Below are 18,810 nucleotides of genomic sequence, written 5' to 3' on the forward strand. Positions count from 1 at the left end.
CGTCAGTAATACCACTCCGGCCGAATCTCGACCGGTGGCTTATGTCCATGCGCCGCCAGCGCGCTGACCGCCGCGGCGTAGGTCGCGCGCGACTGCACGCCGATGCGCTCCACCAGATGCCAGGGGAAGCTCAGTTCCAGCAGGAACTCGGCCTGCTTGCCGTCCTTGCATTGCCGCCAGTCTCGGGCCTGTACGGCGTTCCAGTCGATCTCACCCAACTGGCCGAGGTCGCTGCGGTCCTCGAAGTACCGCGCGCCCGCGTTCGACAACGTGAACGCCCAGCGGCGAGGCTGCGCATCGGCCCAGGCGACCGCCGCGTGGAGGTCCGCTTCGAAGTGAACGATCAGCCCCTGTCCGCCCCGGTAGCTCAGCTCCGCGTGATTGCCCCGATAGATCAAGTACAGCATGACCGACCGCGGGCAGAAGTAGAAGGGCACGCAATCGCCCACGAACAGTGCCGGATGGCTGGTCAGGCGCAATTCGTTCAGCCGCCGCTGCTTGATGCTGTTCATGCCGATCGTGGTGCCCGCTGGCGCTCGCCGAACGACTTCGCGATCGCACCAGAGGCACTGGTCGGCCACGATCGACGGCAGCCGGTCCACGTGCGCGATGTGGTAGAGCTTCGGCCGCGCCGGCACGGTCACGCCTCGGCCTCCTCGGGTGCCGGATCGAGGTCGTCGGCTGCGGATTCGTCGTCTGCCTCGCCGAGCGCTTCAGCTTCGTCGAGCGGTTCGAGCTCTTCGGCTTCCTGCGGCAGCCGCGCCGCAGCCTCGCGAACGTCGAGCTTACCGGTGACGACGTCGGCGATCAGGCGCACGCGATACTCGCGCAGCAGCTCGATTTCGCGGCGGGCTTTCTCGGCCGCGTCATTCAGACCGCCGGTCCGTTCTTCAATCGTCCTGAGAAGCTCCTCCTGTTCCGAGAGTGGAGGTAGCGCGAACACAATGCCCTTCATTCGGCCAAGGCCGAGATCTTGGTTGGTTGCCCCACGGGTAAATAGTTGCGCTTGCTCATAGCAACGCGGAGAGTTCAGGACAAGCGCAAGGTATTCGGGTAGGAGCCTATTTCTCTTCACCTTTAAGACCGCCACGTGAACCCAGACTTGGAATCGGAAATGCAGGTCGACTGCACGCGCAACGCCCGTCGTGCCCCCTTTCGTGTAGAGAACGTCACCCAGCTCAGGTACAACGCGTTTGCTGAACTCCGCGTAGTCCGCCTCCGAGATGTACTTTGCATCGCTGAGGCTCCAACGATCAGCCTTGATGTTCCGGGCTGACAGAAACGGGATTCCGCTGTCGAGGTAGCGCGGAGAGTGGTGCGGCCCATCGACTGCGCGGGTGATGACGCGCCGAAGGGTCAGCACCTCCCAATGCTCCGGCACATCCCCCAGCCACTCCACGCCGGAGGGTTTGAGGCGGACGTTGGCGTCGAGGCCGCGGGTGACGGCGCGGTGGATGATGGCCTGCTTCTGCTCCACCATCAGCTTGATCAGCTTCTGCTTGACACGGATGTACCGCCGAATCCTCCGGTCCGCGTGGTCGAGGAAGCGAACGATGGCGGCTTGTTCATGATGGGGCGGAAACGCAACCGCCTCACTCAGGTACAGAGAGGAGTCGAGGTTCTGTATCCCCGTTGTTTGCTTAATCGAACGGACGTTTAGCCGGATCGCGTAGAGGTATGAATGCAGATACGTCAAGTACGCGGGATCAAAACCGCGGGCAACCGGCATACGAGCCACGAAATTCGAGCACACCGCGGTCGCTGGGTGGTCGTAAAGCATCACCACGCCGACTGGCTGAAGGTCTCCGCCACCCGATTTCTCCAACAATAGGTCGCCCGTTTTCAGCAACCGCCGAAGGCGGTCACTCGCCGGAACTGCGCGCAATGTAGGTCGCTTCAAACGAACTCTCAGGCGCGTCCGATCGAAGTCTGCGACGCGCACACACGGCAAATCGTCAACGCCATTGGGCTCGTCGCCCCAAACGCCATTGATACAGCCATCGATGGACGCTCCCAGCCGCCGCACCTCCCAATGCTCCGGCACCCGCCCCAACCACGGCACGCCGGAGTCCTTCATCGCGGGGTAGGGCTTGAGTCCGTCGATCATCACAGCGCCTCGAACCAGGTCTTGATCTTGATCGCCATGAACTTGCGACGCTCCTCGAGGAAGTCGTCGTAGTCTGGGATCGCGCCGTCCAGCAGCGACGCAGGGATGCAGCTTGCGCGCAAGTTGGCCCGCAGGTCCGCCTCGTCGTTGATGCCGCCGTACTTCTTCTTGCCACCGTTCACCTGCTCGGCCAGCTCCGCGAAATATTTCCCGGGCGGCTTGTCGCCGATGGCGATGTTGATCTCGCTCTGCGCCAGCGCGAAGTTGGCGATCTGGTTGTAGCGGCCGCGCGCGAGGCCCTGCGACTTGAGGTGCTTCTTCGGATAGACGTGGTGCACGTCGCTGCGGTTGAGCAGCAGGTCGAGCACGGTGATGTCGCGCGAGAGGAAGCCCTTGTCGCCGAGCTTCACCTGCGCCGCCTGGTAGCAGAGGAAGTAGGGGCTGTTCGACGACGAGGTATCCATGAGCTGCGGCAGCATGCCGGTCCAGAAGCTCGCGGGCAGTTCGTTCTCGATCACCGCGTCGGCGTAGGCGGCGAGCCCGCGTGCCTCGACTTGTCGGATGTCGAAGTCGAAGGTCGTCTCCGGGCTGCCGGTGTAGCGGCTGCGGAGGACGGACATCGCGTACCAGCGGCGCACCAGTCGTTCCAGATCGGCGGCGGGCAGGCCCTCGGCCCGCCCGCGCAGATAGAGGATGTAGGCGAAGTTGACGGCGTTGCGGCCGCCGATCAGGTCGCTGGTCACGAAGCCCGCCGAGCGCAGGATCATCGTGATGCGGTCGAAGTGGGTCTTGTTGATGAAGGCCAGCACGCCCTGCTTCAGCTTGCCGAAGGACGCCTCGGCGATCGCCTCCTCGAACTGCTTGGTCTCGAAGTTGCGGCCCGAGAGCAGCGCCACCAGGTCCTGCAACTTGCCGCGCCCGAACTCGGACGTGAATGCCACCCGGAGCATGTCGGTGTAGGTCGGGTCGTAGATGTCGTCGTTGACGTCCTTGAGCCAGCGCATCGCCGGCAGGAACTCGGAGGCGGCGAATGCCTTGTCACCTTTCTCGATGCGGGCGAGGAACTCCGGTGCCACGGCCAGGTGGCAGAAGTAGTCGATGGCCTTGCGCAGCAGGTTGCCGCCGTAGGTCTCGTTGACGGCGATTTTCGACATGGCGAAGTCGGCCTGTGACAGTTCAGTGCCCGCCGAGTTGACGCGGATGAAGATCTCGGTGACGGTCTCGATGTCGAGGTCGTCGGCCAACTCGATCACGCCGACGTGGTTGTTGATGATCTTGCGCAGCTTCTCCAGCACGCGCGAGACGCGCTTGCGGTCGGCGGCGGGGTTCTTCTTGGTGTAGGTGTCGGTCAGCTCGGTCAGGCTCGCGTCGGGCGCGAAGACCTCGGCCACGTCCTCGATCCACGCGACGTCCTTCCGGATGGCCGGGTTGGCGACTTCGAAGCGCTCCTCCTGCGGGTGGAAGGCGATGCGGATGCGGACGGTCTCGTAGTCCTTGGTCAGCACCTCGCGGCCCAGCAGCGCCGCCATCAGGGCGGTGACCCGCTGCTGGCCGTCGATCAGGATGCGCTTGCCGGCCGACGAAGTGCCGTCCTTGAGCTTGACGGTGGGGTTGCGCCAGGCGATCAGGTAGCCGACGGGGTAGCCCTGGTAGAGCGAGTCGAGCAGGTTGCGGACCTTGGTCGCCTCCCATACGAACGGGCGCTGGATTTCGGGGATGGCGATCTCGCCCGATTTCACCCAGGTGAGCAGCGTCTCGATGGGGTGCGGCGTAACGGAGTAGCGTTGCGTGGACATGGTTCAGTCCTGCCTCACGAGAGTTCTATTCACGCTTCGATCCCCCTGATCCTCGCCGCGTGTTTGCTCAGGCGACCCTGCACGGCGCGTACGCCGTAGTGGAAAGTCAACACGGCTGCTGGCCACTGACGCAACTCGCCGCCGTCGATCGTCGTCGTCCTGCCGAAGGTGCTGCGCGTCGTCACCCAGGCCTCCGCGAGACGGTTGCCGCGCACGAACTTCATGAGGACCTTTCAGGGCTTCGGGCTTGCCCGAGTACTTGTCGCTCCACTTGATCTCGACCGCCGTAACCGGCTTCAACGTCGGCAGCGACTCCACCAGGTCCACCTCGGAGTCGTCCGTGCCCCAGCGCGCATAGTTGATTCGCACATCCTCGTGGAAGCGCTGCGCGAACAGCGCCGTTTCCACCAGATGCCCGAACTCAGGGGTCGTCCGGGCGCCTGGCGCCGAACAGACCGGTGTACATGGCCGAGTTGGTCAGATACACCTTGAAGCGCCGTTCGCGTTGATAGCGTTTGCCGTCCTGATCGACGCGAAACACGCGCTTGAGCAGGAACGCCGCTTCGAAGTACTCGATGTAGCGCTGGATCGTCTGTTTGCCGACACCGCTGCGCTGCGAGAGCTGCTCGAACGACACTTCCTCGGCGGTGTTGAAGGCAAGCAGGGTGAACAACGAGTTGAGTTCCTGGATGTCCTTGATGCCGTAGAGCTGCGGCAGGTCGCGCAGGAGCACTTTGTCCACGATGTCGGACTTGACGAAGCGCTCCGGGTTGTCGCGCACGGTGGGCGAGAGCGCCAGTTCGGGATAGCCGCCGAAGTGCACGTACTCGACGAACTGCGCGTTCAGGCGTTCGATGTCTTCCAGTACGTATTCGCCGGGCTGCTCTTCGCGAATGGCAGGCGGTTCCGGTCGCAGCTCCAGGTATTCGGAGAAGGTCAGCGGCGGAAGCAGAAAATCCGTGAAACGTCCGGCGCCTGATTCGGTGCTCTGGCGCTTGAGCGCCGCCGCGGCGGAGCCCGACACCAGGATGCGCAGGTCGGGGCGATGATCGACCAGCGCCTTCAGATATTTCTCCCAATCCTTGTGCGACTGGATTTCGTCGAAGAAGAGATAGCGAACGCCATCGCCAGCAGGTGCCGCCGCTTCGATCTGCCGCACGAGCGTCTCGAGCGACTGCCCGTGCAGCAGCGGGTGATCCATCTCCACGTAGCCGACGCGCGGCCCTGCGAGCCCGGAATCGAGCAGCCGGTTGATCAAGTGGCGGATCAGGATCGTCTTGCCCACCCGGCGCGGCCCCAGGAGAACCACGGCACGGCGCAGTTCCGAATCCAGCAAGAGCTTCCGGACGGGCTCGAGGTAGGCGCGCGGGCGCAGCGTGGAGGTCGCCTCATCCGCCCGGGTGCTCTGCCACCACGGATTCAGACGCTTAAGATGCTCCGCAATCTGTTGATTAGAAACCTCTTTCACTTGGAATCGACCTTAAGCACAGATAGCTTTGCTTAACTCTATCACGGCGATGGGGGACCGGAGCAACTAGCGCACCCCCCCGACGATCTCTCCCAGCAACCCCTCGGTCTCCTTCTCCAACGCGAGGATGTCGGCCCGGATCTCCTGCAGCGTGCGTAGCGGCTGCGGCTTGTAGAAGTAGCGCGTGAAACTGATTTCGTAGCCGGTCTTGACGCTGCCGGGCACGTACCAGGCATCGGGCGCGTGGGGCAGCACCTCGCGACGCAGGAAGGCCTCGATGCCGCCGTCTTCCAGCAGTGGCACTTGCTCGGTGTCGCGAAGATCCGGGTCGGGTTCGTATTCGACCACCGCGGGCTTGCCGGCGATCGTCGCCTCGAACAAGCCGCGCAGCGGGTCGGCGGCGGTGCCCTTCTTGTGGATCTTGCGGATGACCGGCGGCGCGTCGTCGGCGCGCTCGGCGGTCTCCTTGAGCGCCTTGATCTCCTTCGGCGAGTACGCGCGCTCGGGGTCGATGCCCTTCAGGCGCAGCGGCCGCTCGACGGTCACCTTCCAGTAGCCGAAGGCGGCGTTCGGAAAGATCTTCGACTGCTCGGCCTCCTCGAACTTGAGGAACGCGTCGCAGATGCGCGCGATGTCGTCGTCCGACAGCTCGCAGTTCTTCTTGCCCAGGTTCTTGCGCAGCGGCTTGAACCACTGCGTGGCGTCGATGAGCTGCACCTTGCCCTTGCGGTGCGCCGGCTTGCGGTTGGTGAGCACCCAGATGTAGGTGGCGATGCCGGTGTTGTAGAACATGTTGAGCGGCAGCGCGACGATGGCTTCGAGCCAGTCGTTCTCGATGATCCAGCGGCGGATGTTGCTCTCGCCCTGGCCGGCGTCGCCGGTGAAGAGCGACGAGCCGTTGTGCACCTCGGCGATGCGGCTGCCGAGCCTCGTGGCCCGCTTCATCTTGCTGAGCATGTTGGCCAGGAACAGCATCTGGCCGTCGCTCGAGCGGGTGACGAGCGAGTACTCGGGGTCGCCGGCGTGCTCGATGACGAAGCGCGGGTCCTTGATGCCGTCCTTGCCGCCCATGCGCTCGAGGTCGCTCTTCCAGCTCTTGCCGTAGGGCGGGTTGCTGAGCATGAAGTCGAACTCGCGCGACGGGAACGCGTCGTTGGCAAGCGTGGAATGCTCCGGGCCGCCGACGATGTTGTCCGCGGCATCGCCCTCGCCCTTGAGCAGCAGGTCGGCCTTGCAGATGGCGTAGGTCTCGGCGTTGATCTCTTGGCCGTAGAGATGCGTGGCCACCTGCTTGCTGTGTTGCCTTGCAAGCTCCTGAAGCGTTTCCTCGGCGACTGTCAGCATGCCGCCCGTGCCGCATGCGGCGTCGTAGAGAAGGTAGGTGCCGGATTCGATCTCGTCGGCGATCGGCAGAAAGAGCAGCTTCGCCATGAGCTTCACGGCGTCGCGCGGCGTCCAGTGCTCGCCGGCTTCTTCGTTGTTTTCTTCGTTGAAGCGCCGGACCAGCTCCTCGAACACCGTGCCCATGCCGTGGTTGTCGAGGCCGGGGTGCTTGATGGAACCATCGCCGTTGAGCACCGGATTGGGGCTGAGGTTGATGTCCGGCGAAAGCAGCTTCTCGATCAACGTGCCGAGCACGTCGGCCTTGGAGAGCCGCGGAATCTGGTTGCGGAATTCGAAGTTCTCGAGGATGTCCTGCACATTTGGCGAGAAGCCGTCGAGGTAGGCTTCGAAGTCCGCCCTGAGCTGTTGCTGGCTGGCGCGCGCCTTGAGGTCGCGCAACGTGAACTTCGAGGTGTTGTAGAAGGCCTGGCCCGCGGCCTGGCGCAGTGCCTGGTCCTGATTGGTGATCCCGGCCTTGTCGAGTGCGGCCTTCATGTCGAGCACGGTCTGCTTGGTGGGCTCCAGCACCGCGTCGAGCCGGCGCAGGACGGTCATCGGCAGGATCACGTCGCGATACTTGCCGCGGACATAGAGATCCCGCAGGACGTCGTCGGCGATGCCCCAGATGAAGTTGGCGATCCAGTTGAGTTGGGTCGGTTCCATGTCTATCGCCCGGGTCCCGGCCACAGCCAAGCGAAGTCGAAGCTCAGCTGCCCGTGTTGGCGGCTCGCGGCGCTATCGCGACGCGCCTGGTTGGGGGTTCTCGCCATGACACGTCCTCTTGTTCTCACTCGGGCGCCTTCGCAGCCCCGCCCGGAGGCGCCGCCTCGTTGAACAGCGCGATGTACGGCGCAAAGCGAAAGCGCCGATTCCGCGCGTACCCGGTCATCTCGCTCAGCACGTCCAGCTTCACCAGCCGGGACACGAGGCTGTTGGCCGCAGCGTAGGTGGTGCCGGTCAGTTTCTGCACGTCCCGTACCGCGACGATCGGGCGGTCGAACAGCGATTCGAGCACCTTGTGGCCGTTGCCGGCCGCGCGGCCGAGGTGCGCCGTGATCGCGCTGCGGTGCTGCTCTCGCAGTTGCAGGATCCGCCGTGCCGTCTCCGCCGCCTCGGCGGCCACCTCGATCACGCCGCGCAGGAAGAACGCGAGCCACGCTTCCCACGCGCCCCGGGTGCGCACCGTCTGCAGGTGTTCGTAGTACGTCTGTCGGTGCTGCTTGAAGTAGTGCGACAGGTACAGCACCGGCTTTTGCAGCAATCCGCGCTCGGTCAGGAGGAAGGTGATCAGCAGCCGCCCGACGCGCCCGTTGCCGTCGAGGAACGGATGAATAGTCTCGAACTGCACGTGGGCCAGGGCGATCTTCACCAGCGGCGGCAGCTCGTCGTGCGCGTGCAGGAAGGTCTCCAGGTCTTCCAGCGCCGCCGGCACCGCGTGGTGCGGCGGCGGCACGAAGGTCGCGGTGTTCAGCGTGCAGCCGGCGGGGCCGATCCAGTTCTGGCTGGTGCGCAGTTCACCGGGCTGCAGCCTGCCGCCGCGCACGCCGTGCATCAGCTCGGCATGGATCTCGCGGATCAGGCGCACCGAAACCGGCAGCTCGGCGAGTCGAGCCAAGCCGTGGTTCATGGCGCGCACGTAGTTGATCACCTCGTCCACGTCGCGCGGCAAGGTCTGTTCGAAGAGCTGCGCCTCGGCAGCGAGCAGGTCCTGCAGGGAGCTCTGCGTGCCCTCGATCTGGCTGGAGAGCACTGCCTCCTTGCGCACGTACATGAAGACGAAGAGGTCCGGGTTCGGCAGGGTGAGCACCGAGCCGTCGAGCCGACCGAGCGCGCGGTCGGCGGCGGAAAGCAGACCCTGCAGCTCGCCGCCCAGCGCCAGTGCGGGCTGTGGCGGCAGGGGTGCCGGCACGAACGCCCGATAACCCGTAGGCTGGGTGATGTAGCGTCCACCCCGGTTCGAGGCTTCGCCGACAGTCGCCATCCGGATGGCTGCCTTTCGTAGGGGGCCAGAATCGCCCCATATGATAGGCAGTCTTTAGCAAGAACGGAAGTCGAGCGCCTTGTTCTAGTTTGCGGAGAGTCCCTGGGGCGACCGCGTTACCCGGCACCGCCCGCGGCGGCATCGTCGATCAGCGGGCCGTGGCCTCGGCAGATACCGGCGTGAGCTCGGGGTCGAGTCGGCGCAGAGCCATCCGTGCATTCGTGGAGCGCGCCTCCAGAAATGCGCGGTTGTTCCAAGACGGAGGCTCCACAGGGCGTGGATGAATTTCATTCACGCCGTGAATGGGAATGGACAAATCCGGCGATGGCTGCCCCGGGGTTCGCGCAAGAGCTTCCTGCACGAGCTTCATGCCTCGAGCCCGACGGGGAGGCAGATCCACCGGAGCCCGGGGCGGTATCGGAGCCGTTCCCGGACGGCGCGTGAAGGCGCCCCGGGCCCGTCAACGCCGCGCCAGCCGGAACGCCAGCTTGCGCAACTCGGTGACCCAGAGCACGGCGCTCGCCATCGCGGCGCAGACGAGCCACTGCTGCGGGCTGAGCGGGACCGTGCCGAAGGCGACGTTCAGCGCGCCCACGTGCACCACCGCGACCTGCAGGACGAGCGACAGCGCGATCGCGCCCCAGAGCCAGCGGTTGGCGAAGAGGCCCTGCCGCGCGCTCGCGGTGTCCGAGCGCGCGGCGAGCGCGTTGAACAACTGCGCGAGCACCAGCACGGTGAATCCGGCGGTGCGCGCGTTGGCGAGACTCCGGTCGCCGTCGATGAGCCCGCCCGGCAGGTAGAGGTCGATGGTCAACAGCGAGACGAGCGCCATCAGAAGCCCGACCTCGAACACGCTCGCCCACATGCGCGCGTCGATCACGCGCGCGCCCGCGCGGCGAGGCGGGCGGGCCATCACGTCCTCGGCCGGAGGGTCGACGCCCATCGCCAGCGCGGGCGCCGAATCGGTGATCAGGTTGACCCACAGGATCTGCGTGGCGAGCAGCGGCAGGACGACGGCGTCGCCGCCGTGGCGAAGGCCGATCACGCCGGCGCCGACGACGCCCAGGAACACCGTCAGCACCTCGCCCATGTTCGACGACAGCAGGTAGCGCAGGAACGTGCGGATGTTGTCGACGATCGCGCGCCCTTCGCGCACCGCGGCGACGATGGTCGCGAAGTTGTCGTCGACGAGGATCATCCTGGCCGCCTGCTTGCTGACCTCGGTGCCGGTGATGCCCATCGCGACGCCGATGTCGGCCGCCTTCAGCGCCGGCGCGTCGTTGACGCCGTCGCCGGTCATCGCGACGACGTGACCCCGGGCCTCGAGCGCCGCGACGATGCGGAGCTTGTGCGCCGGTGCCACCCGGGCGAACACCGAGTGCTCCCGCACCGCAACGGCCAGCGCGCGCGCGTCCATCGCGTCCAGCTCGGAACCGGACAGCGCCCGCGCGCCGGGAGCGGCCAGTCCGAGGTCGGCGGCGATGCGGGCCGCGGTGCGCGGGTGGTCGCCGGTGATCATGATCACGCGGATGCCGGCGCGCTGCGCCTCGGCGATGGCGGCCGCGGCCTCCTCGCGCGGCGGATCGATGATGCCCACGGTGCCGACGAAGATCAGGTCGCGCTCGAGCGCGCCCGCGTCCTCGTCCTCGCCGGCGGAGAGCGGCCGGTAGGCCACCGCCAGCGGGCGCATCGCCTCGTCGGACAGGCGGTCGACGTCGGCGAGGATGCGCGCGCGCGTCGTCTCGTCGAGCGGGCGCACGGCCGCGCCCTCGCGCAGCCGTGCGCAGCGCGCGAGCAGAACGTCGGGCGCGCCCTTGCACACCAGCACGCGCGCGTCGCCATGCTCGTGGTCGATCTCGATGCTCGACATCATCTTGCGCTCGGAGGTGAACGGCAGTTCGCGCACGCGTTCGAACCGGCGCGCGCGTCGCCCGTGGCTCCCGAGCTTGCGTTCGGCCACCAGAAAGGCGGCCTCGGTGGGGTCGCCCTGGATCTCCCAGACGCCGGGCGAGGTTTCGCGCAGGGTGGCGTTGCCCGCGAGACTGCCGCCGCCCAGCACGACCAGGTGCTCCGCGCGCATCGCCGCGTGCGGCGGCTGCCCGTTCTCCTGCTCGAAGCGGCCCACCGGCGCGTAGCCGACCCCGGTGACGCGCGCCGTGCCGGCGGCGGTGACGATGCGCTGGATCGTCATCTCCGAGCGGGTCAGCGTGCCGGTCTTGTCCGAGCAGATCGCCGACGCCGCGCCCAGCGACTCCACCGACGACAGCTTCTTCACCACCGCATTGCGTCGCGCCATGCGCTCCACGCCGAGCGCGAGCACCAGCGACAGGATCGCCGGCAACCCTTCGGGCACCGCGGCCACCGCCAGTGAGACGCCGAGGAGCAGCACTTCGACCACGCCGCCGACGCCGCGCACGTCGGTCAGCGCCAGCACGGTGGCGACCACGACGGAGGCGATCACGACCACCGCGATGCCGAGCATGCGGCCGACGCGAGCGATCTCGACTTGCAGCGGCGTCGGAGGCTCGACGGTCGCTTCGAGCATTGTGGCGATCGAACCGACCTGGGTGGCCATGCCGGTGGCGGTGACCACGGCGCGGCCGCTGCCCTGCGTCACCACGGTGCTCTTGAACACCATGTTGGTCCGTTCGGCGAGCGCGGCCGGCTGGGCCAGCGTGGCGGGATCCTTGTTCACGGCCTCGCTCTCGCCGGTGAGTGAGGCTTCCTGCACGCGCAGCGCCGCGGCTCGCAGCAGCCGGGCGTCGGCGCCCACGGCGTCGCCTTCAGAGAGCAGAAGGATGTCGCCGGGGACGAGTTCGCTGCTCGGCACGCGCTGCACGGCGCCATCGCGCAGCACGCCGGAAGTCGCCGCCGTGGCGCGCGAAAGCGCAGCGACGGCGCTCCCGGCTCGCGCTTCCTGCACGAAGCCGAGCACGGCGTTCAGCACGACGATGAGCGCGATCACCAGCGCGTCGACCGGCCAGCCGCGCGCGCCCTCGATGGCCCAGGCGGCGAGCGAGACCGCGATCGCCGCCGCGAGCAGCGCGACCAGCGGGTCGAGAAGCTGGGCGAGCAGCCGGCGCCAGGCCGGCACCGGCGGCAAGGCACGAAGCTCGTTGGCGCCGTGCGCGGCGCGCCGGCGCGCGCTCTCGGCGGAGGAGAGCCCCTGCGCCGGGTCGACGCCGAGGCTCGCGGCCACCGTGCCGGCGTCCGCCAGCGACGGGTCGGAGACCGGGACGTCCGCCGCCGCGGACGTCATTGGCCGCACATCGACGACATCAGCACGTCGGCGCCGCTCTCGGCGATCACCATGGGCGTCGTGCTGCCGAGCAGCAGGTCCTCGCGCGCGTGGCGGCCGTGCTTGTCGACGACCACGAGGTCACAGTCGCATTCCAGTTCCTGCTCCACGATCAGCAACCAGGGGGGCGCCCTCGACGACCGCCGTGCGCAGCCGGCTAACCGCCGCGCCGGCTGAGCGCCGTCCGAGCGCATCGCAACTTCCACCTCGGTCAGCTTCTGCGTCCTTCGACCAACTCACGGCCGGCTGGAACCCGACCCTGGCCACCGCGGCGACGAACCCGAACGACACCCTCCGCAGCGCGACCTCCAAGTATATTTCGCAGGCGTCAGGAATCGTCGTCCCCCGGACCTCTCCCGCGCCGCCGGCCTCGACGGGGCCGGGTCGCGAGCCGCGGCATCGCCCTCGCGGGCCTGGACTCGATCGGGGCGGCTGATCGAGGGGGTGCGCTCGGCGAGGCTTCGGGGCACCGGGGACGTCGGGGCTCGCGCTGCCGTGCGGCCCCCGCCTCTTTGCGGTATCGTCATTGCGCCCCTCTCGCGCGGGCACATCCCGATGGCCTCTGGCCGAGATCCGCGTAGCCCGCGACACCCCCATCCCGGAGAACGTTCGATGACCCCGTCACGCCCCCGTTTCGCCGCGCTCTTCGCGCTCGCAGCCCTCGCGTTCGCCGGCCCCGCGCACGCGATCGACCAGATGAAGATGATGATTCCCGCCGGCCCGGGCGGCGGCTTCGACCAGACCGGCCGCAACCTGGGCGCTGCGATGCAGGCGGCGGGCGCGGTGAAGAGCATCCAGTACGAGAACAAGGGCGGCGCGGGCGGCGCGATCGGACTCGCGCAGTTCATCACGTCGAACAAGGGTGATCCCAACGCGCTGATCGTGGCCGGGATGGTGACGGTCGGATCGACGCACATGAACAAGAGCCCGGTCACGCTCGCGAACGTCACGCCGATCGCGCGCCTCACCGCCGAGGCCGAGGCGATCGTCGTCAGCGCGTCGTCGCCGATCAGGAACGCGAAGGACCTCGTCGCCGCGTTGAAGGCGAATCCGGGCGCGGTGAGCTTCTCCGGCGGCTCGGCCGGCGGCACCGACCACCTGCTCGCGGCGATGATCGCGAAGGAAGCGGGCGTCGATCCGGCCAAGGTGAACTACGTGCCGTTCACGAGCGGACCCGAAGCGGTCGCGGCGGTGCTGGGCGGGCAGATCGCGGTCGGCATCTCGGGCATCGGCGAGTTCGCGCAGCACATCAAGGCCGGTCGCGTGCGCGCGATCGCGGTGTCGTCGGGCGCGCGGCTCGCCGGCGTCGACATCCCGACGCTGAAGGAGCAGGGCGTCGCCGTCGAACTCGTCAACTGGCGCGGCGTGTGGGGCGCGCCTGGCCTCTCGGCCGACCAGAAGAAGGCGCTCGTCGCCGCGGTCGAGGCGGGCATCGGCAACGCCAAGTGGAAGGAAGCGGTCGAGAAGCTCGACTGGACCTCGTTCACGCTGACCGGCGACGCGTTCGGCGCGTTCGTCGAATCCGAATCGAAGCGCATCGGCGCGATCCTCGACCAGCTCCACCTCGGCGCGAAGAAGTAGCGTTCGACGGCGCCCGCGCGATGGCCGCCGGCCGGCGCGTCGACAGGGCCACGCTCGCGATCTCGGTCGCGATCGTGCTCCTCGCGCTCTTGGTCTTCGCGCAACTCGGGAGCATTCCGACCGACGGCGGCTACTCGGCGGTCGGGCCGCGCTTCGCGCCGCTGGTGGTCGGCGTCGGGCTCCTCGCGATCGGCCTCCTGCTCCTGCGCCAGGCGCTCAGCGGCGGCTGGCGCGAGATGCCGCCGCCGCCCGACGAGCCGCTGCACGCGCCGTCGTTCCTCTGGATCGCCTGGGGGCTCGCGCTGCAGACGGCGATCATCGGCGTGGTCGGGTTCACGATCGCCTCGACGCTCCTGTTCATGGCGGTCGCGCGCGGCTTCGGCAGCCGCCGCTTGCTCTTCGACGCGATCGTGGGCTTCGTGCTGACGGCGGCGGTGTTCCTGTTCTTCACCCGCGTACTGGGGCTCGCGCTTCCGGCGAGCCCGATCGGGATCGTGTGATGGACGGCCTCGAGGGACTGCTGACCGGGCTCGAGATCGCGGCCACCGCGACGAACCTGATGTGGGCGTTCATCGGGTGCCTGCTCGGCACCGCGGTGGGCGTGCTGCCCGGCGTCGGGCCGGCGGTGACGATCGCGCTGCTCCTGCCGCTCACGACCAAGCTCGAGCCCACTTCGGCGCTCATCATGTTCTGCGGCGTCTACTACGGCGCGATGTACGGCGGCTCGACGACCTCGATCCTGCTCAACACGCCGGGCGAATCCGCGTCGATCGCGACCTCGCTCGAAGGCAACGCGATGGCGAAGCGCGGACGCGCGGGGCCGGCGCTCGCGACAGCGGCGATCGGCTCGTTCGTCGCGGGCACGATCGCGACGATCCTCGTGACGCTGGTCGCCCCGCCGGTCGCCGAGTGGGGGCTGTCGTTCGGACCGACGGAGAAGTTCTCGCTGATGGTGCTCGCGTTCATGACGATCTCGGCGGTGCTCGGCCAGTCGGCGCTGCGCGGCTTCGCGAGTCTCTTCCTCGGGCTCTACCTCGGGCTCGTCGGCACCGACCTCATCTCGGGCCAGATCCGCTTCGCGCTCGGCATCGAGGAGCTCTACGACGGCATCGATGTGGTCGTCGTCGCGGTCGGTCTGTTCGCGATCGGCGAGACGCTCTACGTCGCGAGCCACGACCGGCGCTTGGTCGAGACGGTCGAGCGCATCAAGGGCTCGCTGTGGATGAGCGCGCGCGACTTCCGGCGCTCGATCGGGCCGTGGCTGCGCGGCACCGCGATCGGCTTTCCGTTCGGCACGATGCCCGCGGGAGGATCGGAGATCCCGACCTTCCTCTCCTACGCGACCGAGAAGAAGCTCGCGAAGGGGCCGGAGAAGTTCGGCGAGGGCGCGATCGAGGGCGTGGCCGGACCCGAGGCCGCGAACAACGCCGCGGTGACCGCCGCGCTCATTCCGCTGCTCACGCTCGGGCTGCCGACCTCGGCCACCTCGGCGATCATCCTCACGGGCTTCCAGCAGTACGGCATCCAGCCGGGGCCGCTCCTCTTCACGACGCAGGCCGAACTCGTGTGGGCGCTGATCGCGAGCCTCTACATCGGCAACGTGATGCTGCTGGTGCTGAACCTGCCGATGGCGGGCGTGTGGGCGCGCCTGCTGTCGATCCCGCGGCCGATGCTCTATGCGGGCATCGTCGTGTTCGCGACGATCAGCGCCTACGGCATGCGCAACTCCTGGTTCGACCTCTTCCTGCTCGCGTTCTTCGGGCTCATCGGCTACGCGATGAAACGCTGGGACATCCCGGTCGCGCCCTGCCTCGTCGGCATGATCCTCGGACCGCGCGCGGACACGGAACTCCGCCGTGCGCTGCAGATCAGCCAGAGCGACTTCTCGGTGTTCGTCACGCGGCCGATCTCGGCTGCGCTCCTCGCCATCGCGCTCGCGCTCATCGTCGTGCCGGCGATCGCCCGCTGGCGCCGGGTCCGACGCGCGCGGAGCGCTCGCCCGACCTGATGTCCGAGCCGGCGAACGGGCGCCTCGCGCGCGCGGGACGCCGGGCGGCGACGCTCGCGATCGCCACGGCCGCGGGCGCGTTGTGCGCGGCGCTCGCGACGCCGATCCCCTGGATGCTCGGACCGCTGTTCGCGGTCGCGTTCCTGCGCGTGTTCGGCGCGCCGCTCGAGACGCCGGTCGCGCTCCGCTACGGCGGACAGTGGATCATCGGCACCTCGCTCGGCCTGTACTTCACGCCGCAGGTGGTACGCGAGGTCGCGGGCATCGCGTGGATGCTCGCGCTGGGCGCGCTGTTCGCGCTCGCGCTGGGCTACGTTACGGGCGTCGCGCTCGCGCGCCTCGCGGGGCTCGACCGGACCACCGGCATCTTCGCGAGCGTGCCGGGTGGCGCCGCCGAGATGTCGATCCTCGGGGAGCGGTTCGGCGGGCGCATCGACCGCATCGCGGCGGCGCACAGCCTGCGCATCCTGATCGTCGTGGGCATCGTGCCCGCGGCGATCACCGCGCTCGGCGCCCACGGCGACGACCTCTACGTTCCGGGCGCGACTGCGTTCGACCCGTCCGGGTTCGCGTTGCTGATGGCGGCGACGCTCGCCGGCGGGTTCGTGTTCCAGCGGCTGCGTGTGCCGAACGCGTTCGTACTGGGCTCGCTCGCGGTGTCGATCCCGCTCACCGCGGCCACGATCGACCTGTCGTCGCTGCCGATGCCGGTGTCGGCACTGGGACAACTGCTGCTCGGGTGCGCGCTCGGCGCGCGCTTCGAGCCGGACTTCCTGCTGGGCGCGCGGCGCTTCGTCTCCGCGGTCGTGGCGACCGTGCTCCTGTCGATCGTGCTCGCCGCGCTCTTCGGCGGCGCTCTCGCATGGCTCTCGGGGCAGCACCCGGCCACGCTCGTGCTCGGCAACGCGCCCGGCGGCATCGCCGAGATGTGCATCACCGCCAAGGTGCTGCAACTGGGCGTGCCGATCGTGACCGCATTCCACGTGACGCGGCTGGTGGCGCTCCTGCTCCTGACGCCGCTCCTGTTTCCGCACGTGCGCGAATGGGTCCGTGCGCGCCGGAAGAAGTAGGGAAGCAGGGTCAGACTCGACCTTTCGTCGACGGGATCCGCGGCTCGGTGCGCGTCCGAAGAGTCGAGTCTGACCCTGCTGTTTCAGTGGAACGCGCGCTCGTGGGCGGCGTCCAACTCGAATCGGGTCGAGACGAGCCGGACACGATTGGTCAGGCCAATGGGCCGCTGCCGCAGCGCTCCCGTAGCCGGTTCGTTCGCGTGCTAGATTCGGGCGATGCCGCGCGGTGCATCTGCGATGCCGCGTGCGTTCCGAAGGAGCCCCGCACGATGAATCGGATGGAAGCGCCCGGGGCGATCGCCCGGGCAGACGGCGCGCCGGCCTGGGTCCGGCATCCGCGGCTGATCGAATGGGTGCGTGCCATCGCCGCGCGCACGATGCCGGAGCGCATCGTCTGGTGCGACGGCAGCCAGTCCGAGTACGACCGCCTGTGCGACACGATGGTGGCTGCGGGCACGCTCATCCGACTCGACCCGGTGAAGCGGCCGGGATGCTTCGTCGCGCGATCGGACGCCTCCGACGTGGCGCGCGTCGAGGACCGCACGTTCATCTGCAGCGAGCGCGAGGACGACGCCGGACCGACCAACAACTGGCGCGCGCCCGCCGAGATGCGCGCGACGCTCGACCAACTGTTCGCCGGCTCGATGCGCGGGCGCACGATGTACGTCGTGCCGTTCTCGATGGGGCCGATCGGCAGCCCGATCTCGCAGGTCGGTGTCGAGCTGACCGACAGTCCCTACGTCGCGGTGAGCATGCGCATCATGACGCGCATGGGGCGCGCGGTGGTCGAGCACCTGGGCGCCGAAGGCGCGTTCGTGCCCTGCGTGCATTCGGTCGGCGCACCGCTCGCGAGCGGCGCGCACGACACGCCGTGGCCTTCCAATCCGGACGTCAAGTACATCGTGCACTTTCCCGAAACGCGCGAGATCTGGAGCTACGGCTCGGGCTACGGCGGCAACGCGCTGCTCGGCAAGAAGTGCCTCGCGCTCCGCATCGCCTCGGTCATGGGCCGCGACGAGGGCTGGCTCGCCGAGCACATGCTGATCCTCGGCGTCGAACCGCCGTCGGGCGAGAAGCGCTACGTCGCGGCGGCGTTCCCGAGCGCGTGCGGCAAGACCAACTTCGCCATGCTGATTCCGCCGCCCGGCTTCGACGGCTGGAAGGTGACGACGGTCGGCGACGACATCGCGTGGATCAAGCCCGGCCCCGACGGCCGCTTTCGCGCGATCAATCCGGAGGCGGGTTACTTCGGCGTCGCGCCGGGCACCTCGTACGAGTCGAATCCGAACGCGATGGAGACGCTCAAGGCGAACGTCATCTTCACCAACGTCGCGCTGACCGACGACGGCGACGTGTGGTGGGAAGGGATGACGAAGGAGCCGCCCGCGCATCTCGTCGACTGGCAGGGGAACGACTGGACGCCCGCGAGCGGGCGCAAGGCCGCGCATCCCAACGCGCGCTTCACCGCCGCGGCGACTCAGTGTCCGTCGATCGATCCCGCGTGGGACGATCCCTCCGGCGTGCCGATCTCGGCGTTCGTCTTCGGCGGCCGTCGTTCCGACACGATGCCGCTCGTGGTCGAGGCGCCGAGCTGGGAGGCGGGCGTGTACCTCGCCGCGACGATGGGCTCGGAGACGACCGCGGCGATGGCGGGCGCAACGGGTGAAGTGCGGCGCGACCCGTTCGCGATGCTCCCGTTCTGCGGCTACCACGTCGGCGACTATTTCCGCCATTGGCTGAAGATGGGAAGCGCGGTCGCGCACCCGCCGCGGATCTTCGCGGTCAACTGGTTCCGCAAGGACGCCTCGGGCAAGTTCGTCTGGCCCGGCTTCGGCCAGAACATGCGCGTGCTCAAGTGGATCGTCGAGCGCTGCTCCGGGGCCGCGAACGGCAGCCCGACGCCGCTCGGCGTCACGCCGGAGTTCGACGACCTCGACTGGTCGGGGACGAGCTTCCCGCCGGACCGTTACGCCCAGGCAGTGGCGATCGACAAGGGTGCCTGGGAGCGCGAGCTCACCGCGCACGATGCGTTGTTCGCCAAGGTGGGCGCGAAGCAGCCGGAGGTCCTGCGTGGCGAGAGATCTAGGCTCGGCGGGCGACTGGCGCGGTAGACGGCGA

The 18,810-nt window shown here is 68.2% G+C and carries 15 protein-coding genes; 5 read left to right on the forward strand and 10 right to left on the reverse strand.

Going from position 1 to position 18,810, the window contains the following annotated elements:
- Nucleotides 1-2: 2 nt before the first annotated feature.
- The 10 genes from HS109_12395 to HS109_12440 form a co-directional block, all read right to left on the reverse strand.
- On the reverse strand, nt 3-644 hold the full coding sequence (locus HS109_12395) for a DUF4433 domain-containing protein (protein MBE7523168.1): 642 nt from the start codon (nt 642-644) through the stop codon (nt 3-5).
- Complete coding sequence (locus HS109_12400) at nt 641-2,107, reverse strand: restriction endonuclease subunit S (GenBank protein ID MBE7523169.1); 1,467 nt, start codon at nt 2,105-2,107, stop codon at nt 641-643. The genes HS109_12395 and HS109_12400 overlap by 4 nt, the downstream gene beginning before the upstream one ends.
- Nucleotides 2,107-3,903, reverse strand: coding sequence for a DUF262 domain-containing protein (locus HS109_12405; GenBank protein ID MBE7523170.1), 1,797 nt, complete (start codon nt 3,901-3,903; stop codon nt 2,107-2,109). The genes HS109_12400 and HS109_12405 overlap by 1 nt, the downstream gene beginning before the upstream one ends.
- A gap of 29 nt (nt 3,904-3,932) precedes the next feature.
- A complete protein-coding gene (locus HS109_12410) occupies nt 3,933-4,127 on the reverse strand; it encodes a hypothetical protein (GenBank protein MBE7523171.1) in 195 nt (64 codons plus the stop codon).
- Between the two features lie 197 nt (nt 4,128-4,324).
- A complete protein-coding gene (locus HS109_12415) occupies nt 4,325-5,371 on the reverse strand; it encodes an ATP-binding protein (protein ID MBE7523172.1) in 1,047 nt (348 codons plus the stop codon).
- Nucleotides 5,372-5,437: 66 nt separating this feature from the next.
- Nucleotides 5,438-7,417, reverse strand: a complete 1,980-nt coding sequence (locus HS109_12420) for an SAM-dependent DNA methyltransferase (protein MBE7523173.1) — start codon at nt 7,415-7,417, stop codon at nt 5,438-5,440.
- Nucleotides 7,418-7,541: 124 nt separating this feature from the next.
- Nucleotides 7,542-8,735 (reverse strand): Fic family protein, encoded by a 1,194-nt coding sequence (locus HS109_12425; protein MBE7523174.1) that lies wholly within the window; start codon nt 8,733-8,735, stop codon nt 7,542-7,544.
- A 148-nt stretch (nt 8,736-8,883) separates the two neighbouring features.
- Complete coding sequence (locus tag HS109_12430; protein MBE7523175.1) at nt 8,884-9,105, reverse strand: hypothetical protein; 222 nt, start codon at nt 9,103-9,105, stop codon at nt 8,884-8,886.
- Between the two features lie 90 nt (nt 9,106-9,195).
- On the reverse strand, nt 9,196-11,994 hold the full coding sequence (locus HS109_12435; protein MBE7523176.1) for a cation-translocating P-type ATPase: 2,799 nt from the start codon (nt 11,992-11,994) through the stop codon (nt 9,196-9,198).
- Nucleotides 11,991-12,227: a universal stress protein gene (locus tag HS109_12440; GenBank protein MBE7523177.1), complete on the reverse strand. Its 237-nt coding sequence runs from the start codon at nt 12,225-12,227 to the stop codon at nt 11,991-11,993. The genes HS109_12435 and HS109_12440 overlap by 4 nt, the downstream gene beginning before the upstream one ends.
- Before the next feature lie 418 nt (nt 12,228-12,645).
- Here HS109_12440 and HS109_12445 point away from each other — a divergent pair, with 418 nt between their 5' ends.
- The 5 genes from HS109_12445 to HS109_12465 all read left to right on the forward strand — a co-directional run bounded on the left by HS109_12445 (nt 12,646) and on the right by HS109_12465 (nt 18,803).
- Entirely contained in the window at nt 12,646-13,614 is a 969-nt protein-coding gene (locus HS109_12445) for a tripartite tricarboxylate transporter substrate binding protein (GenBank protein ID MBE7523178.1), read from the forward strand.
- 20 nt (nt 13,615-13,634) lie between these two features.
- Nucleotides 13,635-14,114, forward strand: a complete 480-nt coding sequence (locus HS109_12450; GenBank protein ID MBE7523179.1) for a tripartite tricarboxylate transporter TctB family protein — start codon at nt 13,635-13,637, stop codon at nt 14,112-14,114.
- Complete coding sequence (locus HS109_12455) at nt 14,114-15,622, forward strand: tripartite tricarboxylate transporter permease (GenBank protein MBE7523180.1); 1,509 nt, start codon at nt 14,114-14,116, stop codon at nt 15,620-15,622. The genes HS109_12450 and HS109_12455 overlap by 1 nt, the downstream gene beginning before the upstream one ends.
- Entirely contained in the window at nt 15,622-16,692 is a 1,071-nt protein-coding gene (locus HS109_12460) for an AbrB family transcriptional regulator (GenBank protein MBE7523181.1), read from the forward strand. The genes HS109_12455 and HS109_12460 overlap by 1 nt, the downstream gene beginning before the upstream one ends.
- Before the next feature lie 278 nt (nt 16,693-16,970).
- Complete coding sequence (locus HS109_12465; protein MBE7523182.1) at nt 16,971-18,803, forward strand: phosphoenolpyruvate carboxykinase (GTP); 1,833 nt, start codon at nt 16,971-16,973, stop codon at nt 18,801-18,803.
- Nucleotides 18,804-18,810: the final 7 nt, after the last annotated feature.

The sequence above is a fragment of the Burkholderiales bacterium genome (assembly GCA_015075645.1).
Taxonomy (GTDB): Bacteria; Pseudomonadota; Gammaproteobacteria; order Burkholderiales; family Casimicrobiaceae; genus VBCG01.